Source organism: Pseudomonas sp. Z3-8 (assembly GCF_051131975.1).
In the GTDB taxonomy this organism is placed as follows: domain Bacteria; phylum Pseudomonadota; class Gammaproteobacteria; order Pseudomonadales; family Pseudomonadaceae; genus Aquipseudomonas.
The window spans coordinates 2,603,457-2,630,019 of record NZ_CP071643.1; the positions used below are offsets into that span (position 1 = coordinate 2,603,457).

Annotated in this window: 17 protein-coding genes; 2 read left to right on the top strand and 15 right to left on the bottom strand. The window is 63.5% G+C overall.

Annotated elements, in window-relative coordinates:
- Window positions 1–108: 108 nt before the first annotated feature.
- The 14 genes from J3P94_RS12115 to J3P94_RS12180 form a co-directional block, all read right to left on the bottom strand.
- Complete coding sequence (locus J3P94_RS12115; protein ID WP_434573639.1) at window positions 109–711, bottom strand: glutathione S-transferase; 603 nt, start codon at window positions 709–711, stop codon at window positions 109–111.
- Complete coding sequence (locus tag J3P94_RS12120) at window positions 708–4,349, bottom strand: AAA family ATPase (RefSeq protein ID WP_434573641.1); 3,642 nt, start codon at window positions 4,347–4,349, stop codon at window positions 708–710. Before J3P94_RS12120 ends, J3P94_RS12115 begins: the two co-directional genes overlap by 4 nt.
- Complete coding sequence (locus tag J3P94_RS12125) at window positions 4,346–5,590, bottom strand: exonuclease SbcCD subunit D C-terminal domain-containing protein (protein WP_434573643.1); 1,245 nt, start codon at window positions 5,588–5,590, stop codon at window positions 4,346–4,348. The genes J3P94_RS12120 and J3P94_RS12125 overlap by 4 nt, the downstream gene beginning before the upstream one ends.
- 173 nt (window positions 5,591–5,763) lie before the next feature.
- Window positions 5,764–7,401 (bottom strand): BatD family protein, encoded by a 1,638-nt coding sequence (locus tag J3P94_RS12130; protein ID WP_434573645.1) that lies wholly within the window; start codon window positions 7,399–7,401, stop codon window positions 5,764–5,766.
- Window positions 7,398–9,131: a tetratricopeptide repeat protein gene (locus tag J3P94_RS12135; protein WP_434573647.1), complete on the bottom strand. Its 1,734-nt coding sequence runs from the start codon at window positions 9,129–9,131 to the stop codon at window positions 7,398–7,400. Before J3P94_RS12135 ends, J3P94_RS12130 begins: the two co-directional genes overlap by 4 nt.
- A complete protein-coding gene (locus J3P94_RS12140; protein WP_434573649.1) occupies window positions 9,128–10,207 on the bottom strand; it encodes a vWA domain-containing protein in 1,080 nt (359 codons plus the stop codon). The genes J3P94_RS12135 and J3P94_RS12140 overlap by 4 nt, the downstream gene beginning before the upstream one ends.
- Window positions 10,200–10,694 carry a DUF4381 domain-containing protein gene (locus tag J3P94_RS12145; protein ID WP_434573650.1) on the bottom strand — a complete coding sequence of 165 codons (495 nt, stop codon included), beginning with the start codon at window positions 10,692–10,694 and terminating at the stop codon, window positions 10,200–10,202. The genes J3P94_RS12140 and J3P94_RS12145 overlap by 8 nt, the downstream gene beginning before the upstream one ends.
- Window positions 10,691–11,635: a DUF58 domain-containing protein gene (locus tag J3P94_RS12150; protein ID WP_434573652.1), complete on the bottom strand. Its 945-nt coding sequence runs from the start codon at window positions 11,633–11,635 to the stop codon at window positions 10,691–10,693. Before J3P94_RS12150 ends, J3P94_RS12145 begins: the two co-directional genes overlap by 4 nt.
- A 9-nt stretch (window positions 11,636–11,644) precedes the next feature.
- A complete protein-coding gene (locus tag J3P94_RS12155) occupies window positions 11,645–12,604 on the bottom strand; it encodes an AAA family ATPase (protein ID WP_039589986.1) in 960 nt (319 codons plus the stop codon).
- 393 nt (window positions 12,605–12,997) lie between these two features.
- Entirely contained in the window at window positions 12,998–13,975 is a 978-nt protein-coding gene (locus J3P94_RS12160; RefSeq protein ID WP_434573653.1) for an NAD(P)-dependent oxidoreductase, read from the bottom strand.
- A gap of 16 nt (window positions 13,976–13,991) precedes the next feature.
- Window positions 13,992–15,287, bottom strand: a complete 1,296-nt coding sequence (locus J3P94_RS12165; RefSeq protein WP_434573655.1) for an MFS transporter — start codon at window positions 15,285–15,287, stop codon at window positions 13,992–13,994.
- A gap of 82 nt (window positions 15,288–15,369) precedes the next feature.
- On the bottom strand, window positions 15,370–16,350 hold the full coding sequence (locus tag J3P94_RS12170) for a sugar kinase (protein ID WP_434573657.1): 981 nt from the start codon (window positions 16,348–16,350) through the stop codon (window positions 15,370–15,372).
- A complete protein-coding gene (locus J3P94_RS12175) occupies window positions 16,343–17,125 on the bottom strand; it encodes a sugar phosphate isomerase/epimerase family protein (RefSeq protein WP_434573659.1) in 783 nt (260 codons plus the stop codon). The genes J3P94_RS12170 and J3P94_RS12175 overlap by 8 nt, the downstream gene beginning before the upstream one ends.
- Window positions 17,126–17,277: 152 nt before the next feature.
- Entirely contained in the window at window positions 17,278–18,303 is a 1,026-nt protein-coding gene (locus J3P94_RS12180; protein ID WP_434573661.1) for a LacI family DNA-binding transcriptional regulator, read from the bottom strand.
- Window positions 18,304–18,546: 243 nt separating this feature from the next.
- Between J3P94_RS12180 and J3P94_RS12185 the strand changes: the two genes are divergently transcribed.
- Window positions 18,547–20,700, top strand: a complete 2,154-nt coding sequence (locus tag J3P94_RS12185) for a WG repeat-containing protein (protein WP_434573663.1) — start codon at window positions 18,547–18,549, stop codon at window positions 20,698–20,700.
- A 156-nt stretch (window positions 20,701–20,856) separates the two neighbouring features.
- Here J3P94_RS12185 and J3P94_RS12190 read toward each other — a convergent pair whose 3' ends face one another.
- Entirely contained in the window at window positions 20,857–21,210 is a 354-nt protein-coding gene (locus J3P94_RS12190) for a hypothetical protein (RefSeq protein WP_434573665.1), read from the bottom strand.
- Between the two features lie 430 nt (window positions 21,211–21,640).
- On the opposite strand from J3P94_RS12190, the gene J3P94_RS12195 reads away from it, so the two are divergent.
- Window positions 21,641–26,509: an NAD-glutamate dehydrogenase gene (locus J3P94_RS12195; protein WP_434573667.1), complete on the top strand. Its 4,869-nt coding sequence runs from the start codon at window positions 21,641–21,643 to the stop codon at window positions 26,507–26,509.
- The last annotated feature ends 54 nt before the right edge of the window (window positions 26,510–26,563 follow it).

Below are 26,563 nucleotides of genomic sequence, written 5' to 3' on the forward strand. Positions count from 1 at the left end.
GGAGCTTGCTCCCGTTCGGCTGCGCAGCAGACGCCTTGGGTGTAGACCGAATGGGCCTGCTGCGCAGGCCAGCGGGAGCAAGCTCCCTCGCCACGACGGCGATGCAGCTCACTTGGCCATGATCGCTACGAACAGCTCGGAATCCAGGAATTTCTGCAACCAACCTTGCAATCGCGGATAGGGCGCCTCGGCAAACCAGTCGCGATCGACATGGGCGAACTGGCGTACGAAGGGCATCACCGCCACGTCGGCCAGGCTCTGATGTTCGGCCGCCAGGAACGGCCGGGTTTCAAGCAGTCCTTCCAGCTTGCGCAGAAAAACTTCGCCTTCGCTGCGGTAGTGTTCCTGCGTGTATTCGGGATGTCGCTCCGGGTATTTGTAGCGGTTCAGGTGAAGCTTGAATACCTGGTCGTTTTCCTCGATCAACGCTGCCGTCAATGCCTGGGCCTTGGCATCGTCCCGTAGCTGCCAGTCCTGCGGATCGTGTTGGGCCAAGGCCCAGTTGATGATCTCCAGGCTTTCGTCGATCACTCGGCCATCGACCTGCAACACCGGCACCGTGCCTTTGCTCGAGAGTGCAAGCATCTCGGCGGGCTTGGCCTTCAGGCTGACTTCGACGATCGTCAGTTCGACCGCGCTGTAACGCAACGCCATGCGTGCGCGCATGGCATAGGGGCAGCGACGGAAGGAGTACAGCGTGGCACGGCTCATTTCACCTCCAGCGTGCTCAGCCCATTGCCCTGGCGGCGGACCTGGATCTGCACCGGGATTCGCTCGTGCATTTCCTGCACATGGGAGATGACCGCGACCTTGCGCCCCTGGGCCTGCAAGCCGTCGAGGGCGTCCATCGCCAGTTGCAGCGATTCGGGGTCGAGGCTGCCGAAGCCTTCGTCGATGAACAACGATTCGATTCTCAGCGTGCTGGACGCCATCGAAGCCAGGCCCAACGCCAGGGCAAGGGAGACCAGGAAGGTCTCGCCGCCGGACAACGAATGTACCGAGCGCAGTTCATCGCCCATTTCCGTGTCCATTACCAGCAGGCCAAGCATGCTGCCGCCGCGCTTGAGCCGGTAACGGCGAACCAGTTGGCGCAACTGGGCGTTGGCATGGTGGACCAGCAAGTCGAGGTTGTACGCCTGGGCCAGTTTGCGGAAGCGGTCGCCGGTGGCCGAGCCAATCAAGGCGTCGAGGCGCGCCCAGCGCTGGTATTCGGCATAGGCCTGCTCGATCTGTCGGGCCAGGGCCTGGTTGGCGTGCTGCCGACGCTGGTCTTCAGCCTGTTCGGCGCGCAACTCGGCGCAGCGTTGTTCGCTGGCGGCAAACTGCTCCTGCAGTACCGCCAAGGCTTGGGTCAATTCTTCAGGCGGCAGGTTGCCGTTGTGTTGGGCCTGGTGGTTGTGCAGGCGCTGCTCGCGTTCGGTGAGCAGGACGCGGGCCTGCTCGATGGCTTTTTCGCTGGTGAGCAGGCGTTGCCGCAGTTGACTGACCTGTTGCTCGTCGAGGCCGAGCAGGGCATCGAGCGCGGCGTCGTCGAGTTCCGGATGAGAAGCGCGCCATTGGGCGATGCCGGCGGCGAGCGTCTGCTGTTCGGCCTCAAGCAACTGGGCCTGCTCATGCCGGGCCTGGAGCTCGGCAGCCAGTTGCACAAGGGTATTGCGCAACTCCTGTAACTGCTGACCGGCCGCTGCCTCGGCATGGCGGGCCTGTTCCAGGGCCTGGTCGAGTTGTTGCTGCCATTGTTCGGCACTGGAATGTTCGCCCAGCAGTTGCGTGAGCTTTTGCTGGCAGGTCTGCTGTTGTTCATTCAGTGCGTTGAATTGCTGCTGCGCCGCTTCGAGTTGTTGCACACGGGTCTGCTGGCGGTCCTGCTCTTTCTCCAGGGCTTGCTGGCGTTGAAGTTGTTCGCCGAGTTCTTCGCGTTGCTGTTCCAGTTGCGCCAGGCGCTGGGTGATCCGCTGGTCGAGTCGCATGAACGTCGCGGCGGGATCGCTGCGCAGGGCCTGCAAAGTATCGGCCGGCAGCAGCGCACTGAAATGCCCGAGCTCTTCGTCCAGGCGCTGGCGGTCGCGGGCCATTTCCTGTTGCTGGTTGCCCAGGTGCAGCGACGCCTGCTGGCTGGCGGTTTCCGCTTCGCGCAGTTGCTGCGTCAGGCGCGCGGCGTCCTGTTGCAGGGTGAGCAGGGCGGCCTGGCGTTGTTCGTCCTGGCTGATGCGCAGGTTCAACTGGCTGTTTTGCTGGGCCAGCCAGGCGTCACGCTGGTCTGGCGCCTGAGCCAGCAACTGCTCCGACAACGGATGGGCTTCGAGGCTTGGCGCGAGGCCTTGTTGCTGGGCGGCGAGTTGTTCCTGCTGCTGTTTGAATTCCTTGAGCTGGGCAATGACCCCACTGTATTGCGCTCGCAGATCGATGACTTTTTCATTGAGCAGGTCGACGGCTCTGCGCGCATTGGCCTCTTCGCTTTCATCGAATCGGTCGAGGCTTTGCAGCAGCGCTTCGGGCTGATGGTACGGGTGTTCGACGCTGCCGCAGACCGGGCACGGCTGGTTGTCCTGCAACTGTTCGCGCAGTTGCTCGACGCTTTCGCTGCGAGCCAGGCGCTGGCGTTCCAGCAGTTCACGGGTGACAGTCAGGGTCTGTTCGGCAATGGTCAGCTCGGCCTTGGCTTCGCCGCCTTCGCGCCCCAGCCGGTCGCGTTCCTGCAAGGCTTGCTGCTGGCGTAGCTCCAGCTCTGCGCTGCGTTTGTCCAGCTCTTGCTGGCTGGCCCAAAGCCGGGTCAATTCTTCGAATGCGCGCAGTTGCTTGCGATTGTCTTGCAGCAGGTTGCCGAGCAACTGGATCTGTTCCGCCACCGCTTGCGGTTCGGCCCCGGCTTCCTTGTAGAGCACTTCGAGGTTTTGCCGGCGGGTTGCCAGGTCATCGGCGGCGCGAGTGGCGCTTTGTTCCAGCAGCGCGAGTTCGTCCTGGCCCTTGTTCAGCCGGTTGCCGATCAACATCAACTGTTGCAGGCGATCGCGGTAGGCGGACCAGGCATCGCCCAGCGGTGCGAGATCGGTACTTTGTTCCAGTTCGCCGGCGATCCTTTGCAGGCGCTCATCAACCTGCCGTTGCTGTTCGAGCAGGGTGTCGATGCTGCGCTGGCCGTCGGTGCAAGCCTGCTGGACCTGTTGCAACTGTTCGGCGCCTTGGCCGGCTTCCCTGGCCAGGCGAGCGAGGCTGCTTTGTTCGTCGAATGCCTGGCGTAGCAGCGGTGCGTTATCCGCACTCTGCTGGCGGGCGGCGGCCAGGGCCAATTGCGCCACGCCCAGGCCTTTTTCCAGTTCGGCCTGTTGCTCATGCAACTCGACTTGCTGCTGGGTCAGTTGCTGGATCCTGACTGCCAGCGGCTCCAGCTGACGATCCAATTCCGCTTGGCGGATGAATGGGTGCCGCTGGGGCGCCAGTTGTTCCAGGCGTGTCAGTTTCAGGCGTTCGCCGGCCAGCGCAGCCCAATCGGCCTGGGCCCGTTGCAGTTGTTCGGCGGCGCTGGCCTGTTCGTCCTGCAATTGGCGCAGGTCCCTGAGCCAGGTGTGCTGCTGTTCCAATTGCTTGAGCTGTGCCTGCTGGGTCTTGAGCAGTTGCTGGGCGTCGTTGAAGCGTTGGTCCAGCTCGGCGCGGGTTTCGGCGGCCAGCGGCGTGACGCCGGTGGCTTGGTCCTGCAACTGCTTGTGGGTTTCCCTGGCCTGCTTGGCCTTGTCGAAGGCGCGGCGGCCCAGACGCGTATACAAGGCCGTGTCGGTGAGTTTTTCCAGCAACTCGCTGCGGTCGTTGTCGTCGGCCTTGAGAAAGGCGCTGAACTCGCTCTGGGCCAGCAGCACCGCGCGGGTGAACTGCTCGAAGTTCAGGCCCAAGGCGGCTTCGAGCTGGGTCTTGTATTCGCCTTTCTGGCTGGCCAGCAGTTGGTCATTGTCCAGGTCGCGCAGACTCTGGCGGCTGGCCTGCAATTTGCCGCCGGCTTTTTCCCGGGCGCGATTGGCCTCCCAGCGAGCCCGGTAGCGGCGCCCGTCGATACCGCGGAAATCCACTTCGGCATAACCGTCGCCGGTGCCACGGCGCAGCAGCGTGCGCGGATCGCCCGTGGCGATCTCGCCGTCGGCATCCGGCACCTTGGCGTCACGACCAGTGTTGTTCAGGCGCGGCACCGCACCGAAAAGCGCCAGGCACAAGGCATCGAGCAGCGTGCTCTTGCCGGCGCCGGTGGGGCCGGTGATGGCGAACAGGCCGGCGCTGGCCAACGGCTCGGCGGTGAAATCGATTTCAAACGGCCCGGCGAGGGAGGCGAGGTTCTTCAGGCGAATCGCGAGGATCTTCATGGCTGCTCGCTCTCCATCTGCACGTCTTGCAACAGCACGGCAAAATCCTTGAGGGTCTGTTCGTCCACTTCGTTGCCGTAGGTGTCCTGCCAGGCACGGCTGAACAATTCCTGCGGGCTCAACTGGTCCAGTTCGACCAGCGCGGTGCCGTCCTCGACGCCGCTGGAGCTGCCGTTGCCGGCGTACTCGGCGGCGATGCGCACCAGCCGCACGGCTTTGCCTTGCAACGCCGTCTCCACTTGATGGCGCAAGTCGGGCTGCGGCTCGTCGAGGCGCACTCGAACCTCCAGCCAGGGCTGGCGCTGCACGTCCGCCAGCAGGTCGATGTCCGGCAGGTCTTTCAGTTGCAGCAGAATATCGGCCAGCGGCGCCGGGCCCAGGCGTTGCAGGTTGACGGCGCGGGGAATCAGTCGGGGTTCGACGTTTACCAGGGTTTCGCCGTCCAGGGTGACGTCGAGGATCTGGTGCCGATAGCCGATCTCGGAGAACGACAGCGGGATCGGCGAGCCGCTGTAGCGGATGCGCTCTTCACCGTTGACCTTCTGCGGCTTGTGCAGGTGGCCGAGGGCAACGTAGCTGATGCTCGGGCCGAAGAGGCTGGCGGGCAGCGCTTCGGCATTGCCGATGATCAGGCTGCGCTCGGAGTCCTCCGATACCGAGCCGCCGGCCATGTGCGCATGGCTGACGGCGATCAGTGCCTGGCCTTTCTTGCGCTTGTCGTTGGCAGCGGTGATCAGCCATTCATGGACCTGGCCGATGCCGCGCAGGTAGTCATCCCCCAACTGCGCGCCAGTGACTTCCGCCGGCCGCAGGAACGGCAGCGCCAGGCACCAGGCGCGGACCTTGCCCTTGGTGTCGGGCAATGGCAGCAACAGGCGCTCGACGTCCAGTTGTCCATCATCCAGCCACAGCACCCGGCCCAGGGCATGGGTGCGCAAGCGTCGCATCAACGGCGCCGGCAGTTCGATGCGTGAGCCGGAGTCGTGGTTGCCGGCAATCATGACGATCGTCAGGTTGGCGTTTTGTTCGTGGGCGCTGACGATGAAGTCGTACAGCCGTTCCTGGGCTTTGACCGGTGGGTTGACGGTGTCAAAGATATCGCCGGCAATCAGCAGCACATCGGGCTTTTCGCTGCCCAGTTGACGCAGCAGCCAGTCGAGGAAACAGGCGTGTTCGAAGTCACGATCCTGGCCGTGGAGGTTTTGCCCCAGGTGCCAGTCGGAGGTGTGAAACAGACGCAAGGCAGACTCCAGAATACAGACGGTGGCCGCGGGAGGAGAGGCGGCGCAAAAATGCAGAGTTTACTGGGAAACGCGGGGCAGGGGCTGCCCAACTTTGTCGGATGCACCGGCGCGGCTGTTGTGGCGAGGGAGCTTGCTCCCTTGTCACAACAGCCCTGCGCAACAAAACCGGGTTATTTTGGATAGAGCGGCGGCAGGCTGGAATCACTGGCAGCGTCCGGCGTTCCTTCCAGAGGCGGAATGGTCCGGATCGCCCGCCACAGGTCTTCACCTTGCCAATACTGACCGGTTTCGCTGTAGAGCGCGCCGTTCAAGCCATCAAGGGCGTCGGACAGTGGCACGAAACGCGCCGCCATGTCGGCCAGGGTTTCCGGTTGCTGTCGAGCCCAGGCATCCAGCGCCTGGCGGGTGGCGTGCGAGTCGTTGGCCAGGCAGGCGCGCTTGAGGTCATCCAGCAGTGTGCGTGGGCTCGGCCCGGCCTGGGCCGAGCGCAGGATCGCCGGCTGCCAGCGCGCGCGCCACCACAGGCCGAAGCCGAGCAGCGTCGTGCAGGCCAGGATCAACGTGCTGAGTTGCCAGTACCAGAGGGTTTCGCTGTCGACAGTGGTGACGATCTGAGTGGTGCCTGCCGGTGTGTCGACCATCAGGCTCGGGTTGTTCGCCACTTGCAGGGTCCGGGCCGGCAGGCTGGTGCGGTCCAGGTGGTCTTCCAGGGTGTTCCACCAGACCACTTCCACGGGCGGCAGCTCGATGGTGCCGCTACGATTGGGCACCAGGGCTTCGCGGTCTTCGCGGCTGCCAACCAGGCCGCGCTCGCTGCTGCGGCTGCTCAGCACCGGCTGGTCGGGGTAGCGCCGCAGGCCATTGATTTCGGTAGGCGGAAGCGGCGGCAACTGGGCGCTGGTCAAGCCTTCCGCCTCCAGGGTCAGGCTGCGGGTGAGCGAATCGCCGACCTGGCTGTGAGTCGGTTCCGGGCTCCAGCTTTCGCTCAAGGACAAGCTGCGCGCCGGCAGCCAGGGGAGGTCTGCCGGGTAACTGGCGGGCTTGGGCTTGACGGTCAGTTGCAGTTGCGTCGAACTGACGCGCATCAACTGGCCGGGTTTGGCGCCCGGTGCTGCGGTGCCCTGGGCCGTGGGTTCAACCAGCGTGGCGCTGAAGGTCTGGGCCGGGATCGCCAGTTCGCCGCTGCGCTGCGGGTAGATGCCGTAACGCAACTCGATGACGCCGTGGCGCACATCGTTGATGACTTTTTCGTAGGTGCGCGATTCGCCCAGTTGCTCGGTGCGCGCATCGGGAATATGCAGCGGTGTCAGGCTGCTGTCGTCGTACAGCGACACCGAATGGTAGATGCGCAGCGTCAGGATGGCCTGGGCCTGCACATACACCTCGCGCTGGTCGAGGCTGGCTTCGATGAACACCGGCGCGAGGGTGCCAGAGGCGTTGCGGGTTTCGCTTTCGATCACCTGCAAAGTAATCGGCTGGCTGCTGACTTCGCCCAGTTGCAGCGGCGGGATCACCACCGTGCCGCTCTGACGCGGCAGCAGCGTGACGATCCAGCGGGTAGTGGCGCGATTCTCGCCGTCAAGGGTGGTCAACTGGTTGACCTGGCGGGTACCGCGCACATCAAACAGTGCCTGGAGCGGGCTCAGGTCAGGTTTGCCGAACAGCGTGGCATCGTTGGACTCCAGCGTCAGCTCGACGGTCTCCCCGGAGTTCAGGCGACTGCGGTCCACGCTGGCAGTCAGCTGCGCGGCCTGGGACCCGGCAGCCCAGAGCAGCAAGACGAGGAGATAGGCGGTGAAGCGGGTCATTGGTGTTTTTCCTGAGCCTGGTGGCTTTGCTGTTCATACCAGAATTTTCGCCTGAGCAGTTCGCCCGGGTTGTCCGGGATCTGGCGCAGCCATTGTTCCAGTGCCTGGCGCTGCTCTTCGGCATTGCGCTGGCCCGCGGCCGGGCGCAGTGGCGGGGTGGTGGTCTGCTCGTCGGGCAGTTCGCTGCCGGGCACGTCCTCGGCGCGGGTCGGTGGCGCCTGGGACGCCGGGGATTGCTCCGGCGTCGCTGGCGCCTCGGAAGAAGGCTGGCCCGGCTCGGACGACTGATTCGGGGTATCGCTATCCGGCGATTGCTCGGTGGGCGCGGGGTCCTGGTTTTCGTCGGGCTTGGCGGTGTCCGGTGGCGCAGCCTGCTCTTTCAGCAGGCTTTCCACCAAGGCCTTGTTGGTCTGCGCCGGGCGCAGGTCCGGCTGCAATTCCAGCGCTTGCTCATAGGCATCGATCGCGGCCTCCAGTTCGCCGCTGCGGGCCAGCGCATTGCCGCGATTATAATGCGCGCGGGCATCGTTGCCTTCGGCGAAACGCCGGGCGGCCTCGCTGTACTGGCCGGCCTCGTAGAGGGCGACACCTTGCCATTGGCTGTCCTCGAAGCGGGTGGCGGCCTCGGCTGGGCGTTTCTGCTTGAGCAGGTGCTGGCCCTGTTGATCGGGGCGCAGCCACAGGTCCTCGAATTCGAAGGCATGGCCGGTCTGCGGCAGCGCAAACAGCAGCGGCAGGCAGAACAGCCAGCCCCGACGCCCGGCGCAAGCGGCCAGCAGCAGGAGCGGCAACAGCAGCCAATAACCCTGGTCGGCCCAGGTGTCCAGGCGCAGTTTCTGGCCATCGCTGCGCAGACGGCGCGGACCGTCCAGCAGGCCCAGGCTGCGCAGGTCGCTGTCGTCCAGGTGCGCGGGACGGTAACGGCCGTCCAGCTCATCGAGAAATGACTTGAGGCTTGGGCTGTCCAGGCGCGGCACCAGGATCGCGCCTTGGGCATCCTTCAGGTAACTGCCGTCTTCCTGGGCCACGGGCGCACCTTCACGCGTACCGATGCCGAGCATCAGCAAACGAGTGGCGGAGCCGTCTAGCCTCTGGCTTATGCCAAGGCGTTCCTGCTCGTTCAGGGATGAGCCGATCAACAGGATCCGGCCGTGGCCGAGCCCGGCCTGGTCCAGCAACGCCATGGCCTTGTTGACGGCCAGGTCGGCACGGTGGCCGCCTTGCGGCATGATCGATGGCGCCAGGGCTTCGAGCAGGTTGGCGCTGGTGGCCAGGTCGTCGGACAGCGGCACCAGCGTATGGGCGCTGCCGGCATAGACGATGATCGCGGTCTGCGCGTCGCTGCGGTTCTGCAGCACGTCGAGCACTTTGCGCCGGGCCTGTTCCAGGCGCGTAGGCGGGACGTCGGTGGCGAGCATCTCTGGCGTCAGTTCGAGAATCACCACCAGCGGATCGGCGGGTTTCTGGCTGGTCTGTTCGACCCGCGTCCAGCTGGGGCCGAGCAAGGCCAGCACCACCAGCAGCCAGCCCAGCCCGAGGGCGATCCACGGCAGCTTGCTTTCGCGACCACTGCCACCGGTGAGCAGCACGGCATGGAACGCCGGCGGCAGGATCATCTGCCAGCGGCCCACGCGTTTCTGTCGGTGCCACAGTTGCCAGAGCAGCCAGCCCAACAGGGGCAGCAGCAAGATAAAAGCGGGACGCAGCCAATGCGGCCAGAGCGCGATCATCGACGCCTCCGCAGTCGCAGGCGCTTGAGCCGCTGGCGCCATTCGGAGGTTTGCGAGGGTTGGAACAGCGGCTGGGTGAACAGGCGTTGCAAGGGGTTGTCTGGCCAGCGCTCACGAACCACCAGCAACATGCTCAACAGCAAGGCAACGGCCAGCGGCCAATGATAAAGCGCCTGGGCGGGGCGGGCCTGGGTCGGCTGCTGGGTCACCGGTTCGAGTTGGTCGAGGGTGGTCTTGATCGCCAGCAACTGCTCGCCATCCTGGGCGCGGAAATACCGGCCGCCGGTGACCTGAGCGATTTCCCTGAGTGTCGCTTCGTCTAGATCCAGGCTGGGGTTGACGCCGAGAAATCCCGCCGTGCCACTTTGCTCCGGATCGGCACCCACGCCGATCGGGTAGATTTTCACGCTTTCGTCGGCAGCCAGCTGGGCGGCCGTCAGCGGGTCGATTTCGCCGCCGTTATTGGCGCCATCGGTCACCAGGATCAGCACGCGGCTGTTGGCCGGGCGTTGCCGCAGGCGTTTGAGGGCCAGGCCAATCGCATCGCCGATCGCCGTGTTTTTGCCGGCAATGCCGATGCGCGCCTCGTCGAGCCAGTGGCGTACGGTGCGGCGGTCGAAGGTCAGCGGCGCCTGCAGGTAGGCCTGGCTGCCAAACAGAATCAGGCCGACCCGGTCACCTTCCCGACCTTCGAGAAAATCCCCGAGCATGTGCTGGACCAGCGCCAGGCGACTGATGTCCTCGTCTTTCCACTGCATGTCAGGAAAATCCATGGACCCGGAGACATCCACCGCCACCAGCAGGTCGCGACCGCTGGCGGCAATCGGCAACGGCTCGCCCAGCCACTGCGGGCGGGCGGCGGCGATCAGCAGCAACAACCAAAGCAGGATGAAAGGCGCCTGCTGGCGCCATGTCGGCAGATTGGCCCGGGCCCGGCGCCCGACCAGCCCTTCGAGGTCCTCGAGGAAACTCACTTTGAGTGCCGGTTCGCCACTGTCCGCTGCGGGCAGCACCATGCGCATCAGCCAGGGCAGCGGCAGCAGGGCGAAAATCCACGGCCAGGCGAACTCAAACATGTTTGCGAATCCACGTCTCGACCGCTTGCGTCAGGCCGGCGATGGCTTTGTCGTCAAGCTTGCATTCGGGCTTGTAGGCACCTTCTACAAGGATCATCCAGCGGGTCAGGCCGGCGGCCGGGCAGCGGTTGTCGAGGAAGGCCAGCCATTTGCGCCCGTTGAGAGTATGGCTCTGGCTGTAGGGATAATGGTTGCGGCACAGGCGCTTGAGCAGCCCGTTGAGTTGCTGCAGCCAGGCGCCGGCCGGCGCGCCGTCGTAGGGCTTGGGCAACCGCGCCAGCTCGGCCAGCGCGGCCAGGCGCACCGGGTCCAGAGGTTGCTCGGCGCGGTCCTGGGTGCGCTTGGCGGGAATGAACCGGCGCAAGTGCCACAGGCCCAGGCCCAGCAATGGCAGTAATACCAGCAGCAACCACCAGCCCGGCGCGGGCGGCCAGAAGCCGATGGCCGGTGGCGCCATCAGTGGTTGCAACTGATCGAGGTTGCTCATCGGGTTTTCCCTGGGCGCTTGGGGTTCAGGTACTCGCGCAGTTGTTCGACCATGTCGCCTTGAGTGCTCAAGGGCAGCATCAGGATCCGCAGCTTCTGCGCCAGCATTTCCCAGCGCTCCAGGCGCGCCTCGGCCTGGGCGCGGTAGGTCTGGCGCAGTTCCAGGTTCAGCGTGTCGAGCTCCAATTGCTCACCGCGCTGGGCAAACCGCAGCAGGCCGGCGGCAGGCAGGGCGTGGTCCAGCGGGTCGGACAGCGGCAGCAGCAGCAGGTCGCAATGACGCGACAGCAGGCTCAACTGCTGCTCGGCACCGTCGGAGAGGGCGCGCTCGTCACAGATCACGATCGCCAGGCTGCCGGGCCGCAGGACTTCCCGGGCCCGGCGCAAGGCGACACCGAAGGAATCGCGGTCCGACTCGCCTTCGGTGTGCAACGACTGATTGACGCGCACCAGGCGGTTGAGCAGCTGCAGCAGGCTTTGTTTGCTGCGCCGAGGCTTGACCTCGTAGTGGCTGTTATTGCCGAACACCAGACCGCCGACCCGGTCGTTGTGCCCCAGCGCGGCCCAGCCGATCAGGCTGGCGGCCTGGGCGGCGAGCACCGACTTGAAGACCTGCCCGGAACCGAAGAACAGGCGGTGGCTTTGCTCGATCATGATGAAGATCGGCCGTTCGCGTTCCTCATGGAACAGTTTGGTGTGGGGCTCCTGGGTTCGGGCGGTGACGCGCCAGTCGATGGTCCGCACGTCGTCGCCGGCCTGGTAGACCCGCACCTGATCGAAGTCCACTCCGCGCCCGCGCAGCTTGGAATGGTGCAGGCCGATCAGCGGGCTGCGCTGGCCAGGGGTGGAGAACAACTGCACTTCGCGCACGCGATGGCGCATCTCGATCAGCTCCGAGAGGCTGACGCGGATGCCCGGGACGGGCGCCAGTGGGTTATTCATGATTCATGCTCAAGCGACAGCGACGACGTCGAGAATCCGCTGCACGACCCGATCCTGGTCGATGCCGGCGGCTTCGGCTTCGAACGACAGGATGATGCGATGGCGCAGCACGTCGAACAGCACGGCCTGGATGTCTTCCGGGCTGACGAAGTCGCGTCCGGCCAGCCAGGCGTGGGCCCGGGCGCAGCGGTCCAGGGCAATCGAGCCCCGCGGGCTGGCGCCGTAGGCGATCCACTCGGCCATCTCCGGGTCAAACTTGGCCGGGTTGCGAGTGGCCATTATCAGTTGCACCAGGTACTCCTCCACGGCGTCGGCCATGTACAGCCCGAGGATCTCCTTGCGCGCCGAAAAAATTGCCTGCTGGCTGACGCGACGCTCGGGCTTGGTTTCGCCATTCAACGCCTCACCGCGTGCCTGCTGCAGGATACGGCGCTCGACCGCGGCGTCCGGAAACCCGATCTTGACGTGCATCAGGAACCGGTCGAGCTGTGCTTCGGGCAGCGGGTAGGTGCCTTCCTGCTCGATCGGGTTCTGCGTGGCCATCACCAGGAACAGTGGCGACAGCTCATAAGTACTGCGCCCGACGCTGACCTGCCGCTCGGCCATCGCTTCGAGAAGGGCCGACTGGACCTTGGCCGGGGCACGGTTGATTTCGTCCGCCAGCACCAGGTTGTGGAAGATCGGCCCTTGCTGGAACACGAAGCTGCCGGTTTCCGGGCGATAGATCTCGGTGCCGGTGATGTCGGCAGGTAACAGGTCGGGGGTGAACTGGATGCGATGGAACTGCGCTTCGATGCCCTCGGCCAGCTCTTTGATCGCCTTGGTCTTGGCCAGCCCCGGGGCGCCTTCCACCAGCATGTGGCCGTCGGCGAGCAGGGCGATGAGCAGGCGCTCGATGAGTTTTTCCTGGCCGAGAATCTGCGTTGAAAGAAAGGTTCGCAGCGCCAGCAGCGCTTCACGATGTTCCATCGGTGACTGTTCCTGGAAAGGGTGGCCCAGGCGTTCGGATAACGCCGGGGCTGGGGGCGATACTTTAATGCATGGCGGGGGGTGGCGACTAACGGGATTTTGATGGAGGGTGCGGATTTGTGATCGGCTTCGGTCTGGTGTGGGGGCGGATTTGCTCGCGAAGGCGGTCTGACCGGTGTAATGCTGTTCACTTAAGGCAATCGGAGAACCCGTGGCGAGGGAGCTTGCTCCCGCTGGGCCGCGAAGCTGCCCCAAAACCTGCCGCATACGTAGTATCAGACACACCGCATCCGCCGGTTTACGACTGCTTCGCAGCCGAGCGGGAGCAAGCTCCCTCGCCACGGATACATCATTTTGTTAAGTGAACAGCATTAGTCTGACCGGTGACAATTCTCAGCCTTTCCAGGCCCCCGGATTCACCAGATTCATCGGCCGCTCACCCACCAACGCGGCCAGCAGATTGTCCACCGCACAACGCGCCATCGCTTCCCGGGTCTCGTGGGTCGCCGAGCCCATGTGTGGCGTCGCCACTACGTTATCCATCTGCAACAGCGGCGAGTCCGCATTCAGGGGCTCGCGTTCGAAAACGTCCAGCCCGGCGCCACGGATCTGCCCGTTGCGCAGGGCGTCGATCATTGCCGTTTCGTCGACGACTTTGCCCCGGGAGATATTGATGAAGATGCTCTCAGGGCGCATCTGCGCGAATGCCCGTGCATCGATCAGGCCTTCGGTCTCAGCAGTCAGGGGCAAGGTCAGGCAAATGAAATCCGCTTGTTGCAGCAGTGTATCGAGGTCGCAGTAGCGCGCGTTGAAACGTTGTTCCACCGCAGGCTTGGGTGAGTGACTGTGATAGAGCACCGGCATGCCAAAGCCGAAGTGGCCGCGCTGGGCCAGGGCTTCGCCAATGCGGCCCATGCCGACGATGCCCAGGGTCTTGCCATGGACATCACTGCCGAAATGCCGTGGGCCGATGCTTTGCTGCCATTGGCCGGCCCGAACCAGATTGGCCAGTTCGACGACGCGTCGGGCCGTAGCCAGGATCAAGGCAAACCCGGTATCGGCGGTGGTTTCGGTCAGTACATCCGGCGTGTTGGTGAGCAGGATCCGACGTTCGCTCAGGTAATCGATATCGTAGTTGTCGACCCCGACCGAAACGCTGGCGATGGCCTCAAGATTCGGCGCCAGATCAAGCAACGAGGCATCGAGCTTGAGGCTTGCGCCCAATAAGGCATGGGCGCTGGGCAGGGCGTCGCGCAGTTGCGCCAGGCCCTGGGCGTCGAGGTGTTCGATGAGAGTGACCTGGGCCTGGGCTTGCAGGCGATCCATCAGTTGCGCTGACAGTTTCTTGTACAACACCACGTGCTTTTTCATGGGGATTTCCGATTCGTTAACGGACAGGCGCCGGCTGAGGCGTCGCGGTTTTGGACACGACCCGGTCACTGGCGCCGGGCTTGAGGGCGAGGGTCAGCACCACCGACAGCAGCAACGCGCCACTCATCAGCAGGAAGGACATGCCGGTGGAGCCGGTGGAGCCGTTGAGGTAACCCACCAGGTACGAGCCGCCGAACGAGCCCAGCGCGCCCATGCTGTTGATCAGCGCCATGGCGCCGCCGGCGACGTTGGCCGGGAGGATTTCCGGAACAATGGCGAAAAACGGACCGTAGGGCGCGTACATGCACGCGCCGGCAAGCACCAGCAAGGCGTAGGACCACCAGAAATGTTCCGCCCCGAGCAAATAGGAGGCGTAGAAGGCGATGGAGGCGATCAGCAGCGGCGGCCAGACAAAACGCTTGCGCTTCTGCACCTTGTCCGACGCCCATGAGACGATCAGCATGGCGATCACCGCCGCCAGATAAGGCAGCGATGACAGCCACCCGGCCTCGACCATGTTCATTTTCAGGCCGGCCTTGAGGATCGACGGCAACCACAGCACAAACCCGTAGACGCCGATGCTCCAGCAGAAAAACTGCATGGCCAGGATGATCACCATGGGCGAGCGGAAGGCCTCGGCATAGTTTTTCACTGCCTTGATGCCGACCTGTTCGGCCGCCAGCACGGTTTCCAGGTCTTGTTTTTCCTGGTCGCTGAGCCACTTGGCCTGGGCCGGGCGATCATCGGCCAGGCGCCACCAGACAAAGGCCCAGAGCACCGCCGGCAGTCCCTCGATGATGAACATCCAGCGCCAGTCGAATTGCTCCACCAGATAGCCTGAGACCACTGACATCCACAACATGGTCACCGGGTTGCCGAGGATCAGGAAAGTGTTGGCGCGCGAGCGTTCGGCCCGGGTGAACCAGTGACACAGATAGACCAGCATCGCCGGCATCACGGCGGCTTCCACCACGCCGAGCATGAAGCGGATCACGATCAGCCAGTACGCGTTGGACACCACCCCGGTGAGGGTCGCCAGCGAGCCCCAGAGGATCAGGCTGACGAAGATCAGCTTCTTGACGCTGTGCTTTTGCGCGTAGATCGCTCCCGGCACCTGGAAGAAAAAATAGCCGAGGAAAAACAGTGCGCCGAGCAGCGAGGAAAGCCCTGGGGTGATCATCAGGTCCTCGGCCATGCCCGACGCGGCGGCGAAGCCATAGTTGGCGCGGTCGAGGTAGGCCAGGCTGTAGGTGATGAACACGATGGGCATGATGTACCACCAGCGGCGGGTGGCGAGATTGAGCGTTTGCATGTTGTGACTCCTGAGCTTGTTGTTTTTGTTCAGCAGGTGCGTTTGCGGTGGCTTTTTCGCGAGCGGGCTCGCTCCCACAGGGTCAGCGGCGGCCCTTGTGGGAGCGAGCCTGCTCGCGATCGGCAGTTTCAAATCCAGCCAATAATTCCTGGCGCGTCGGCAAGCCTTCCATGTCCCCGCGGCTCTGTACCGCGCGGCTGCCGATCCAGTTGGCGCGCTGTACCGCCTCGCTGACGTCGCGGCCTTCGAGCAACGCGCTGATCAGGCCGACGGCAAAACCATCGCCGGCACCGACGGTGTCCACTACTCTGGACACCGGCACGCCGGCGACAAATCCCTGGTCCAGCTGGGTGCGGTAGTAGGCACCGTCCGGGCCAAGCTTGATCACCACGACTTCGGCACCTTGGTCCAGGTAAAAGGCAGCAATGTCGGCCGGGTCGTCAAAACCGCTCAGCAACCGACCTTCGCCGAGGCCCGGCAAGACCCAGTGGGCGAGGGCGGCATGGCGGTTGATCTCGCTGATCATCAACGCTTCGCTGGCCCACAGGCTCGGGCGCAGGTTGGGGTCGAACGACAGGCTGCGGCCGGCCTCGCGCATGCGGCTCATCAATTCGAAGGACATCGCGCGGGCTGTGTCCGACAGCGCCGGGACGATGCCGGTAGCGTGCAGATGACGGGCGCGGAGCAGGGGCGGTGCGATGGAATCGATCGACAGGTGACTGGCCGCCGAGCCGCGACGGAAATACTCGACCTGCGGATCGCTGCCATCATCGGTGCGGGACTTGAACTGGAATCCGGTGGGGTGCGCCGGATCGACCGCCACGTGGCGGCAATCCAGGCCTTCTTTCTCCAGCGTCTGCACCACGAAGCGTCCCAGGGAGTCGGCGCCGACCCGGCTGAGCCAGGCCACCTGGAAACCCAGCCGCGCCAAGCCGATGGCGACATTGCTGTCGGCCCCGGCGATGCGTTTGTGAAACTGGTCGACGCTGGCCAGGTCGCCGGTCTGGTCGGCCACCAGCATCGCCATGGTTTCGCCGAACGACAACACATCGAACTCAGGCATGGACAGTCTCCCGGCGCGATTGTCCGAGGCGGGACAAGGTGGCGACATGTTCAGCGGTCAGTTGCGCCAGGTCGTCGCCTTGCAGCGGATACTCGGCGGCGCGCATCACCCCGACGGGCATGTGCTTGAGCAATTGTTCCCAAAGGTGCAGGTCTGCTAGCGCCGGGGGCACGGCGATCAGCTTGCCGTCGTCACGTCTGGCCACGGCCTTGCAGTGCACATACGCCACATGCCGCCCGAGTTGGCGCGCCGCCACGGTGGCCGATTGGTCCTGCCACTGCCAGTTGCCGATGTCGAAGGTCATGGCGACGGGCAACCCCTGTGCTTCAACTGCCGTGAAAAAACGCTGCAGGGGTTCGATCCGTCCGCCCTGCAGGGTCTGGTCGTTTTCCACCAGCAGTTGCACCGGGCTTGTCGCCAATATTGGCGCCAGGGCCGAGAGGTCATGGGAATCGGTGAAGTGGCCGAGGGACACTTTCAGCCAGGACGAGCCGAACGCCTCGCAACGTTGCAAGGCGATCAGCAAAGCTGGATTGGGCCTGGGTTGGCCGGGCAGCCAAAGTTCGAGCGGCGATGAATAGATGCTTGCCAGCCCTTGAGCCCGGGCGCCAGCAGCCAGCTCGTCGGGCTGTTCGTGGGTGAACAGTTCCTCTCGCCATTCGATGCGCGAGGCGCCGGCGGCGGCCAGCAGTTCGACGAAGCTGCCTTGGCCGCGTTGGCGCACGAGGTCGGCGCCGAAGCTGGATAGGCTGATGGAAACGTGTGGTCTGGTCATTGTTGTTGTACCTCTGAAACCGGTTTCAGTTCTGTTCAAAAAAAGGGTTTTGCTTCAGGGCCGCTTCGCGAGCAGGCTCGCTCCCACAGGGGGCTCCAGTGCGACGCCGATCCAGTGTGGGAGCGAGCCTGCTCGCGAAGGGGCCAGCCCGATCACTGCGAACCTCCCCGCGTCGATCCGCGCTCAATCAACCGCGCCGCAAAATCCAGGGTCTGCACCGGCCCGTTGTCACCGCGCAAGCGCTTGAGCAGGCATTCGAATGCACGGGCGCCGATTTCGGCGGTGGGTTGGGCGAGGGCGGTGATGCCGCTGCCCACCAACGGGTACCAATCCAGGTCATCCAGGGCGATCAGGCCGATGTCGTTGAACAAATGGCAACCGAGGTCGCGCAGTACCTGAGTGGCGGCCAGTGCGGCGATGCCGTTGGCGCAGAACAGTGCCTTGGGGCCCCGGTCCGGCTGGGCGAGAAAGGTCTTGATGCGCGAAAGGAGTTGATCGCCGGTTTCCACCACGGCGCCGGCCAGGGCTGGACGCCTTTCGATGCCGGTCTTGAAACTCTCGACCCGTTCGATCCGCGAGCTCGTGCCATCGAATGGCTCGGTCACCAGCAGCAGGTCGCGGTAGCCTCGCTGGTCAAGGTGATCGAGGGCCATCTCGACGGCCGCCGGGTTGTCCAGCCCGACCAGGTCGGTGTCGAGCCGGTCGACCTTGCGATCCACCAGCACCATGGGCATTTCGCTGCGCAGCTCGAACAGTTCGTCGCGGTGATGACCCAGCGTGTTCACGATCAGCCCTTCGATGTTGTAGGCGCGCAACAGCGCCAGGTGCTGGCGTTCCTGCTCGTCATCACGGTCGGTGTTGCACACCACCAGGCTGTAGCCGTGGCGACGGCAAGCGGTTTCCACGCCATGCATCACGGCAATCGAATAAGGGTTGCGGATATCGGCCACGAGCATGCCGATCAGGCGGGTGCGCCCGCGCTTGAGGCCGCGGGCCATCTGGTTGGGCCGGTAGCCCAGCTCGTCGATCGCCTGCTCGATGCGCCGGGCGATGGCTTCGGAGAGCAGGGCGCGGTCTTCGCCAATAAAGCGCGAGACACTGGCCTTGGAAACCCCGGCGCGCTCGGCAACATCAAGCATGGTCACGCGGCTGCGCTGGGCGGCGGAGAAAGAAGTCACGGATTTAAACCTGCTTATTGGATTTATTAGCGGTTCTGAAACCGGTTTCAGGAAACACCAGAAGCTCAACGGGCGTCAAGGGCGGCGTGTCATAGGAGCGACCAACGGTGCTTCGCAGCAGCGGGGCCGTGGCGGCGCTTCAGGCAGGTCTTGTCAGAACCGGGCCAGGCAGGCGATTTGCAGCGCGCCAGGCCGTGTGTTTAGCTGCCTGACGTTCCCAGCCCCTTGACTGCCGAAGCCACCATGAACCTTACCCAGCCTCGTTTGAGATTGCTGTCGATATTGAGTGTGATCGTATTGGTGGTAGGCGGTACGTCCTACACCCTGTTTCGTCACAGCGGCGCGCCGCAAGACGAAGGTTTTGTCGCCGGGGAACTCAACGAAGGGGGCGTGGAAGACATCGGCACCCTGACGTTGCCCGAGGTGGAAAAGCGCCTCAACTATTTGCTTCAGGACACCGGGCAAACCCTGCGGTCCCTGGAGTTGGTGAGTGATGCGCAACTGAGCGTGTCCATCGAAACGAGCGAGTCTGCCGGCGAGCAGTCGTTGCAATACGAGCCGCTGTTTGTCCCGTTCACCAGCGCGCAGCTGAAAGCTGAACTGGCGACGATCCAAGGCCTGCGTTTTGCCCAGAGGCTGTTTGCCGATGGCTCCGAAGCAAGGCTCGACACCAGCAGCCTCGATCCGCTCTGGAAGCGCGCCGCCACCCCGGACGAGCCCGTGGCCGAGCGGTACCTGCCGCAACGCCTGCGCTTTCGTGATGGCAGCGAAAAAGCCTTCGCCGAACCCAAGGCACCCTCCGAAATTGAGTCGGACGACATGATCGCGTCCCATGACGCCTTCCTGATCGATGTCAACAAGCCATTGGCGAGTATCGGCCTGACGGTTGCTTACCGCAGCTATCCGGCGTTCAGGAAAGTGCAACTGGACAAGGATCAGCCGAAAGTGACGCTGGACGACGGACAATCCTTCCAGCTCACCGCCTTGGGCGACGCGAGCGCCTCCGTGCGCTTGAGTACGCCGAAGTCGTCGACCTTCGTCGTGCAGGGCCTGGACGGGACGGGCAAGGCGCTCTACAGCAACGGCAGCAGTTCGCGGACGTTTCCCTCCGAGAGCGATATCGCAGCGTTGCAGGATTATTACCAAGCGCTGCAGCAGACCAAGGATGATCTCAAGCAACTCAAGACCGGCCAGGCGGTGCAACAACAGCTGGAGCGCCTGACCGAAGCGCTTGTCGCCCAGGTGGGGCCGTTGAAAAACACCGAGGTCGAGTACCAGTTCGAGGCCACCCCGCAACGTATCGTCATTCATGTGCTCGAGCCGCTGGAAGACAACAGCGTTGAATTCGGCCAGGTCAACAACGTCCTTGCGCCACAGGCGCGTTACATCGCGCTTGACCGAGACACCGAGCGCTACGGCTTTATCGATGAGGCCGGCCAGTGGCTCATCAAGCCCCGTTGGGTACAGATACAGGACAGCCTGATGGCGGATGCCTACACGCTGTTTTCAGCCGCTAAGCCCAGCGACCCGGAGTCGGACGGGCAGGCGTTGCGCAGCCAGTTCGCCTATTTCCCCGCGGGCGGCAACAAGCTCGTCGATCTGCCATTCGAGTACATCGCCGAGGCATTGAGCGATGGCCTGCTGCTGGTGGAGCGAGAAACCAACGGCCCTTATGGGCTCTACGATGCCAGGAAGCATCGTTTCATCTTGCCGATGAAATTCGTCAACCCCACCGTGGCCGGCAAGGTGTTCATTGCTCGTCTCGGCAAACGCACCGATCTCATGGAAGGCCTTTACGGCGCCTATACCCTGGAGGGTAAGGAAATCCTGCCAGCGCAGTTTTCCGGCATCGAGCACAGCGAGGGTTACCTCTACGCCAGCTCCGCCGATCGAAGCCGGCAGGATGTCTACAACCTGGACGGCAAGCGGATCAACCCCGAGGGATACAACACGTCAGGTCGCTTCGTGGGGCAGCAACCGCTGCTCGTGCAGGAGGTTAAAAGCAAGAAGTTCGCGTTTATCAATCGCCAGGGCGCGCGACTGCCTATCAAGTTGCCCTATGACGAGGTGGAGCCGTTTTCCAACGGCATGGCGGTGGTCGGGCGCGATGGCAGCTACGGTGCCATCGACCTGGCCGGCAGGCTGAAGGTGCCGCTGGAGTACGACCGGCTCAACGCCTTCCAGACCCGCTACGCAGCCGCTACCCGGGCCGGTGGTGGTTCTGCCCTGGTGTTGATCAGTCAAGACAACAAACTGTTCAAGAAACTGGGCTCCTATACCAGCATGAAGGTGCCGGATAACGGCAATAACGCCCGTTATTATGTAAGGGGACCGGGTGATAGCGATGAATATCTGGTGTATGACGCGGATGGCAATCTGGTGAAGGACGGCGAATAAAGCCTCCGCCCCCCCCCTGTGGCGAGGGAGCTTGCTCCCGCTCGGCTGCGCAGCAGTCGCAAATCGGCCGGCGCGGTTTGCCTGCCGGATCTGTGGTGCCTGGTTTTGGGGTTGCTGCGCAACCCAGCGGGAGCAAGCTCCCTCGCCACGGGGAGCTCAGAGCTGGCTGATGTAAGTACCGGTTCCCTTCAGGATGTTCTGCAATGTCAGTTCGACTTCCGCCAGATCCGTCACGTTTGCGTCGTAGGTTATCTCCAGCACGTCATCACCATTGAGCGCATCGGCATCCGCCGCGGCGATTTCGATTTTCAACAAGGTACGGCTGAGGGTGACCTTGACGCCTTCCAGCGTCGAAGGCTCGCCGTCCAGGGTGATCTCCAGCTCGTCTTCGTCGGGATAGCGGGTCATCAGGAACATGTCGCCCTGGTTGCTGTGGCAGCACAGCATGGCCATGTTGTCCTCTTCTTCGTCGCACGGGTTGGCGATCAGCAGGGCGGTGGTCATTTGCATGGGGAGGGCTCCTGGCTCGATGAGCCTTGCGGGGGCGAAAACGGGAATTCTGCCAGTCCGGACGATTTTCTGCAGGATTACCACCTTCGGGTGCCGTTTGGGCTCCAGGCTGCTAGGGTTGTTCGATGCGGAGCGGTCATAACGCTTGCCGATGACCGAATATGTCGCAGCGTTGCAAGCAGGCACATTGTCGCACTCGTTAAGCTGCGCAACGGATGTGCACCTGCAAAGGCCACCCGAGGGTGTTTTTTGCAGGTGTCCATGACATGGAATTACATGGAAAAGGATGTGACCTGCGGGTCTCGTCCAGCTTCACCCACCTGTCATCCTGTTTCCTCTGCCCGAGAATCAGGAACAGGATGGCCGACGGCCCCGAAAGGGGTTGCACGCGACGCTACCATCAATAACAAGCCCAAGCGGAGTACCACAGATGGCGTTCTTCACCGCAGCCAGCAAAGCCGACTTCCAGCACCAACTGCAAGCGGCACTGGCGCAGCACATCAGTGAACAGGCACTGCCACAAGTGGCGCTGTTCGCTGAACAATTCTTCGGCATCATTTCCCTCGATGAACTCACCCAGCGCCGGTTGTCCGACCTCGCCGGCTGCACCCTGTCCGCCTGGCGCCTGCTTGAGCGCTTTGATCACGCGCAACCGCAGGTGCGTGTCTACAACCCCGATTATGAACGTCACGGCTGGCAGTCGACCCACACCGCCGTCGAAGTGCTGCACCACGACCTGCCATTTCTGGTGGACTCGGTCCGCACCGAGCTGAACCGTCGCGGCTACAGCATCCATACCCTGCAAACCACCGTCCTGAGCGTGCGTCGCGGCAGCAAGGGCGAGTTGCTGGAAATCCTGCCCAAAGGCACCCAGAGCGACGACGTGCTGCAAGAGTCGTTGATGTACCTGGAGATCGACCGCTGCGCCAATGCCGCTGAACTCAATGTCCTGAGCAAGGAACTTGAGCAGGTGCTGGGCGAAGTGCGCGTGGCCGTGGCCGATTTCGAGCCGATGAAAGCCAAGGTCCGGGAAATCCTCGCGAGCCTGGACAACAGCGCCTACACCACCGATGCCGACGAAAAAGCCGAAATCAAGAGCTTCCTGGAATGGCTGGTGGGCAACCACTTCACTTTCCTCGGCTACGAAGAGTTCGTGGTTCGCGATGAAGCCGACGGCGGCCACATCGAATACGATCCTGAATCGTTCCTCGGCCTGACCAAATTGCTGCGCGCCGGCCTGACCGCCGAAGACCTGCGCATCGAAGACTACGCGGTCAATTACCTGCGCGAACCGACCGTGTTGTCGTTCGCCAAGGCCGCGCACCCAAGCCGCGTGCACCGTCCGGCCTACCCGGACTACGTGTCGATCCGTGAAATCGACGCCAACGGCAAGGTCATCAAGGAATGCCGTTTCATGGGTCTGTACACCTCTTCGGTGTACGGCGAAAGCGTGCGGGTCATTCCGTATATCCGTCGCAAGGTCGAGGAAATCGAACGTCGTTCGGGCTTCCAGGCCAAGGCGCACCTGGGCAAGGAACTGGCCCAGGTGGTCGAAGTGCTGCCCCGTGACGACCTGTTCCAGACCCCGGTGGACGAGCTGTTCAGCACGGTGATGTCCATCGTGCAGATCCAGGAACGCAACAAGATCCGCGTGTTCCTGCGCAAGGACCCGTACGGTCGTTTCTGCTACTGCCTGGCCTATGTGCCGCGTGATATCTACTCCACCGAAGTGCGCCAGAAGATCCAGCAAGTGCTGATGGATCGCCTGAAAGCCTCGGACTGCGAGTTCTGGACGTTCTTCTCCGAATCCGTACTGGCTCGCGTGCAACTGATCCTGCGCGTGGACCCGAAAAACCGTCTCGACATCGACCCGGTCCTGCTGGAAAAAGAAGTCGTGCAGGCCTGCCGCAGTTGGAAGGACGACTACGCCAGCCTGGTGATCGAGAGCTTCGGCGAAGCCCAGGGCACCAACGTGCTGTCGGACTTCCCGAAAGGCTTCCCGGCCGGCTACCGCGAGCGTTTTGCCGCGCACTCGGCCGTAGTGGACATGCAACACCTGCTGAGCCTGAATGAAACCAATCCGCTGGTGATGAGCTTCTACCAGCCGTTGGGCCAGGTGTCCGGCCAGCGTGAGCTGCACTGCAAGCTGTATCACGCCGACACGCCGCTGGCGCTGTCCGACGTGCTGCCAATCCTGGAAAACCTCGGCCTGCGCGTGCTGGGCGAATTCCCGTATCGCCTGCGCCACACCAACGGCCGCGAGTTCTGGATTCACGATTTCGCGTTCACCGCCGCCGAAGGCCTCGACCTCGACATCCAGCAGCTCAACGACACCCTGCAGGACGCCTTTGTCCACATCGTCCGTGGCGATGCCGAGAACGATGCGTTCAACCGCCTGGTGCTGACTGCCGGCCTGCCATGGCGCGACGTGGCGTTGCTGCGTGCCTACGCCCGTTACCTGAAGCAGATCCGCCTGGGCTTCGACCTCGGCTACATCGCCAGCACCTTGAACAACCACACCGATATCGCGCGCGAGCTGACCCGGTTGTTCAAGACGCGTTTCTACCTGGCGCGCAAGCTCAGCGGCGATGACCTGGAAGACAAGCAACAGCGTCTGGAACAGGCGATCCTCACGGCCCTCGACGATGTGCAGGTGCTCAATGAAGACCGCATCCTGCGTCGTTACCTGGACCTGATCAAGGCGACCCTGCGGACCAACTTCTACCAGACCGACGCCAACGGCCATAACAAGTCGTACTTCAGCTTCAAGTTCAACCCGCACCTGATTCCGGAACTGCCGAAGCCGGTGCCCAAGTTCGAGATCTTCGTCTACTCGCCACGGGTCGAAGGCGTGCACTTGCGTTTCGGCAACGTCGCTCGCGGTGGCCTGCGCTGGTCCGACCGCGAGGAAGACTACCGCACCGAAGTGCTCGGCCTGGTAAAAGCCCAGCAAGTGAAGAACTCGGTGATCGTGCCCGTGGGCGCCAAGGGCGGTTTCCTGCCGCGTCGCCTGCCACTGGGTGGCAGCCGGGACGAGATCGCGGCCGAGGGCATCGCCTGCTACCGCATCTTCATTTCGGGTCTGCTGGACATCACCGACAACCTGAAGGACGGCGCCCTGGTGCCGCCGGCCAACGTCGTGCGGCATGACGATGATGACCCGTACCTGGTGGTGGCGGCCGACAAAGGCACCGCGACCTTCTCCGACATCGCCAACGGCATTGCCATCGACTACGGCTTCTGGCTGGGTGACGCGTTCGCCTCCGGCGGTTCGGCCGGCTACGACCACAAGAAAATGGGCATCACCGCCAAGGGCGCGTGGGTTGGCGTACAGCGTCACTTCCGCGAGCGCGGCATCAACGTGCAGGAAGACAGCATCACCGTGGTGGGCGTCGGCGACATGGCCGGCGACGTGTTCGGCAACGGCTTGCTGATGTCCGACAAGCTGCAACTGGTCGCGGCCTTCAACCACCTGCACATCTTCATCGACCCGAACCCTACGCCTGCCAGCAGTTTCGCCGAGCGCAAGCGTCTGTTCGATCTGCCGCGTTCGGCCTGGACCGACTACGACACCAGCATCATGTCCGAAGGTGGCGGTATCTTCTCGCGTAGCGCGAAGAGCATCGCGATTTCGCCGCAGATGAAAGAGCGCTTCGACATCAAGGCCGACAAGCTGACCCCGACCGAACTGCTGAACGCCTTGCTCAAGGCGCCGGTGGACCTGTTGTGGAACGGTGGTATCGGCACCTACGTCAAGGCCAGCACCGAAAGCCACGCCGATGTCGGCGACAAGGCCAACGATGCGCTGCGCGTGAACGGTAACGAGCTGCGCTGCAAAGTGGTGGGCGAGGGCGGCAACCTGGGCATGACCCAGCTCGGTCGCGTCGAGTTCGGCCTGCATGGCGGTGCCACCAACACCGACTTCATCGATAACGCCGGTGGCGTGGACTGCTCCGACCACGAAGTGAACATCAAGATCCTGCTCAACGAAGTGGTGCAGGCCGGCGACATGACCGACAAGCAACGCAACCAGTTGCTGGCGAGCATGACCGACGAAGTCGGCGGCCTGGTGTTGGGCAACAACTACAAGCAGACCCAGGCCCTGTCCCTGGCGGCGCGTCGCGCCTTTGTGCGGATCGCCGAATACAAGCGTCTGATGAACGATCTGGAAGCCCGTGGCAAGCTGGACCGTGCCATCGAGTTCCTGCCGACCGAAGACCAACTGGCCGAACGTGTCGCTGCAGGCCAGGGCCTGACCCGTGCCGAGCTTTCGGTACTGATCTCCTACAGCAAGATCGATCTCAAGGAAGCGCTGCTCAATTCCCTGGTGCCGGACGATGACTACCTGACCCGCGACATGGAGACGGCTTTCCCGCCAACGCTGGTGAGCAAGTTCTCCGAAGCGATGCGTCGCCATCGCCTGAAGCGCGAGATCGTCAGCACCCAGATCGCCAACGACCTGGTCAACCACATGGGCATCACGTTCGTCCAGCGGTTGAAAGAGTCGACCGGCATGAGCCCGGCGAACGTGGCCGGTGCTTATGTAATCGTTCGGGACATCTTCCATCTCCCGCACTGGTTCCGTCAGATCGAAGCCCTGGACCACCAGGTTTCCGCCGACGTGCAACTGGAGCTGATGGACGAGCTGATGCGCCTGGGCCGTCGCGCCACGCGCTGGTTCCTGCGCAGCCGCCGCAACGAGCAGAATGCTGCCCGTGACGTCGCTCACTTCGGTCCGCACCTGGCGGCGTTGGGCCTCAAGCTCGACGAACTGCTGGAAGGCCCGACCCGCGAAGGCTGGCAGACCCGCTACCAGGCCTACGTGGCCGCCGGCGTGCCGGAGTTGCTGGCGCGCATGGTTGCCGGCACCACGCACCTGTACACCTTGCTGCCGATCATCGAGGCGTCCGACGTCACCGGCCAGAACGCCGCCGATGTGGCCAAGGCCTACTTCGCCGTGGGCAGTGCGCTGGACATCACTTGGTACCTGCAACAGATCAGCGCCTTGCCGGTTGAAAACAACTGGCAGGCCCTGGCCCGTGAAGCGTTCCGCGATGACATCGACTGGCAGCAGCGGGCGATCACCATCTCGGTCCTGCAGGAAGGCGACGGTAGCCAGGACGTGGAAACCCGTCTGGCGCTGTGGCTGGAGCAGCACCGCGAGATGGTCGAGCGCTGGCGCGCCATGCTGGTGGACATCCGTGCCGCCAGTGGTACCGACTACGCCATGTACGCAGTCGCCAACCGCGAACTGCTCGACCTGGCGTTGAGCGGTCAGGCGGTCGTCACGGCCAACTGATACACCGCTGAATAAAGAAGCCCCGCCTCGAGAGAAGCGGGGCTTTTTTATTGG

Bases quoted from the DNA above. Each gene is read 5' to 3' on its own strand.
- J3P94_RS12115 (WP_434573639.1), bottom strand. From the start codon at position 711: ATGAGCCGTGCCACGCTGTACTCCTTCCGTCGCTGCCCCTATGCCATG.
- J3P94_RS12120 (WP_434573641.1), bottom strand. From the start codon at position 4,349: ATGAAGATCCTCGCGATTCGCCTGAAGAACCTCGCCTCCCTCGCCGGG.
- J3P94_RS12130 (WP_434573645.1), bottom strand. From the start codon at position 7,401: ATGACCCGCTTCACCGCCTATCTCCTCGTCTTGCTGCTCTGGGCTGCC.
- J3P94_RS12135 (WP_434573647.1), bottom strand. From the start codon at position 9,131: ATGATCGCGCTCTGGCCGCATTGGCTGCGTCCCGCTTTTATCTTGCTG.
- J3P94_RS12140 (WP_434573649.1), bottom strand. From the start codon at position 10,207: ATGTTTGAGTTCGCCTGGCCGTGGATTTTCGCCCTGCTGCCGCTGCCC.
- J3P94_RS12145 (WP_434573650.1), bottom strand. From the start codon at position 10,694: ATGAGCAACCTCGATCAGTTGCAACCACTGATGGCGCCACCGGCCATC.
- J3P94_RS12150 (WP_434573652.1), bottom strand. From the start codon at position 11,635: ATGAATAACCCACTGGCGCCCGTCCCGGGCATCCGCGTCAGCCTCTCG.
- J3P94_RS12155 (WP_039589986.1), bottom strand. From the start codon at position 12,604: ATGGAACATCGTGAAGCGCTGCTGGCGCTGCGAACCTTTCTTTCAACG.
- J3P94_RS12160 (WP_434573653.1), bottom strand. From the start codon at position 13,975: ATGAAAAAGCACGTGGTGTTGTACAAGAAACTGTCAGCGCAACTGATG.
- J3P94_RS12165 (WP_434573655.1), bottom strand. From the start codon at position 15,287: ATGCAAACGCTCAATCTCGCCACCCGCCGCTGGTGGTACATCATGCCC.
- J3P94_RS12170 (WP_434573657.1), bottom strand. From the start codon at position 16,350: ATGCCTGAGTTCGATGTGTTGTCGTTCGGCGAAACCATGGCGATGCTG.
- J3P94_RS12175 (WP_434573659.1), bottom strand. From the start codon at position 17,125: ATGACCAGACCACACGTTTCCATCAGCCTATCCAGCTTCGGCGCCGAC.
- J3P94_RS12185 (WP_434573663.1), top strand. From the start codon at position 18,547: ATGAACCTTACCCAGCCTCGTTTGAGATTGCTGTCGATATTGAGTGTG.
- J3P94_RS12190 (WP_434573665.1), bottom strand. From the start codon at position 21,210: ATGCAAATGACCACCGCCCTGCTGATCGCCAACCCGTGCGACGAAGAA.
- J3P94_RS12195 (WP_434573667.1), top strand. From the start codon at position 21,641: ATGGCGTTCTTCACCGCAGCCAGCAAAGCCGACTTCCAGCACCAACTG.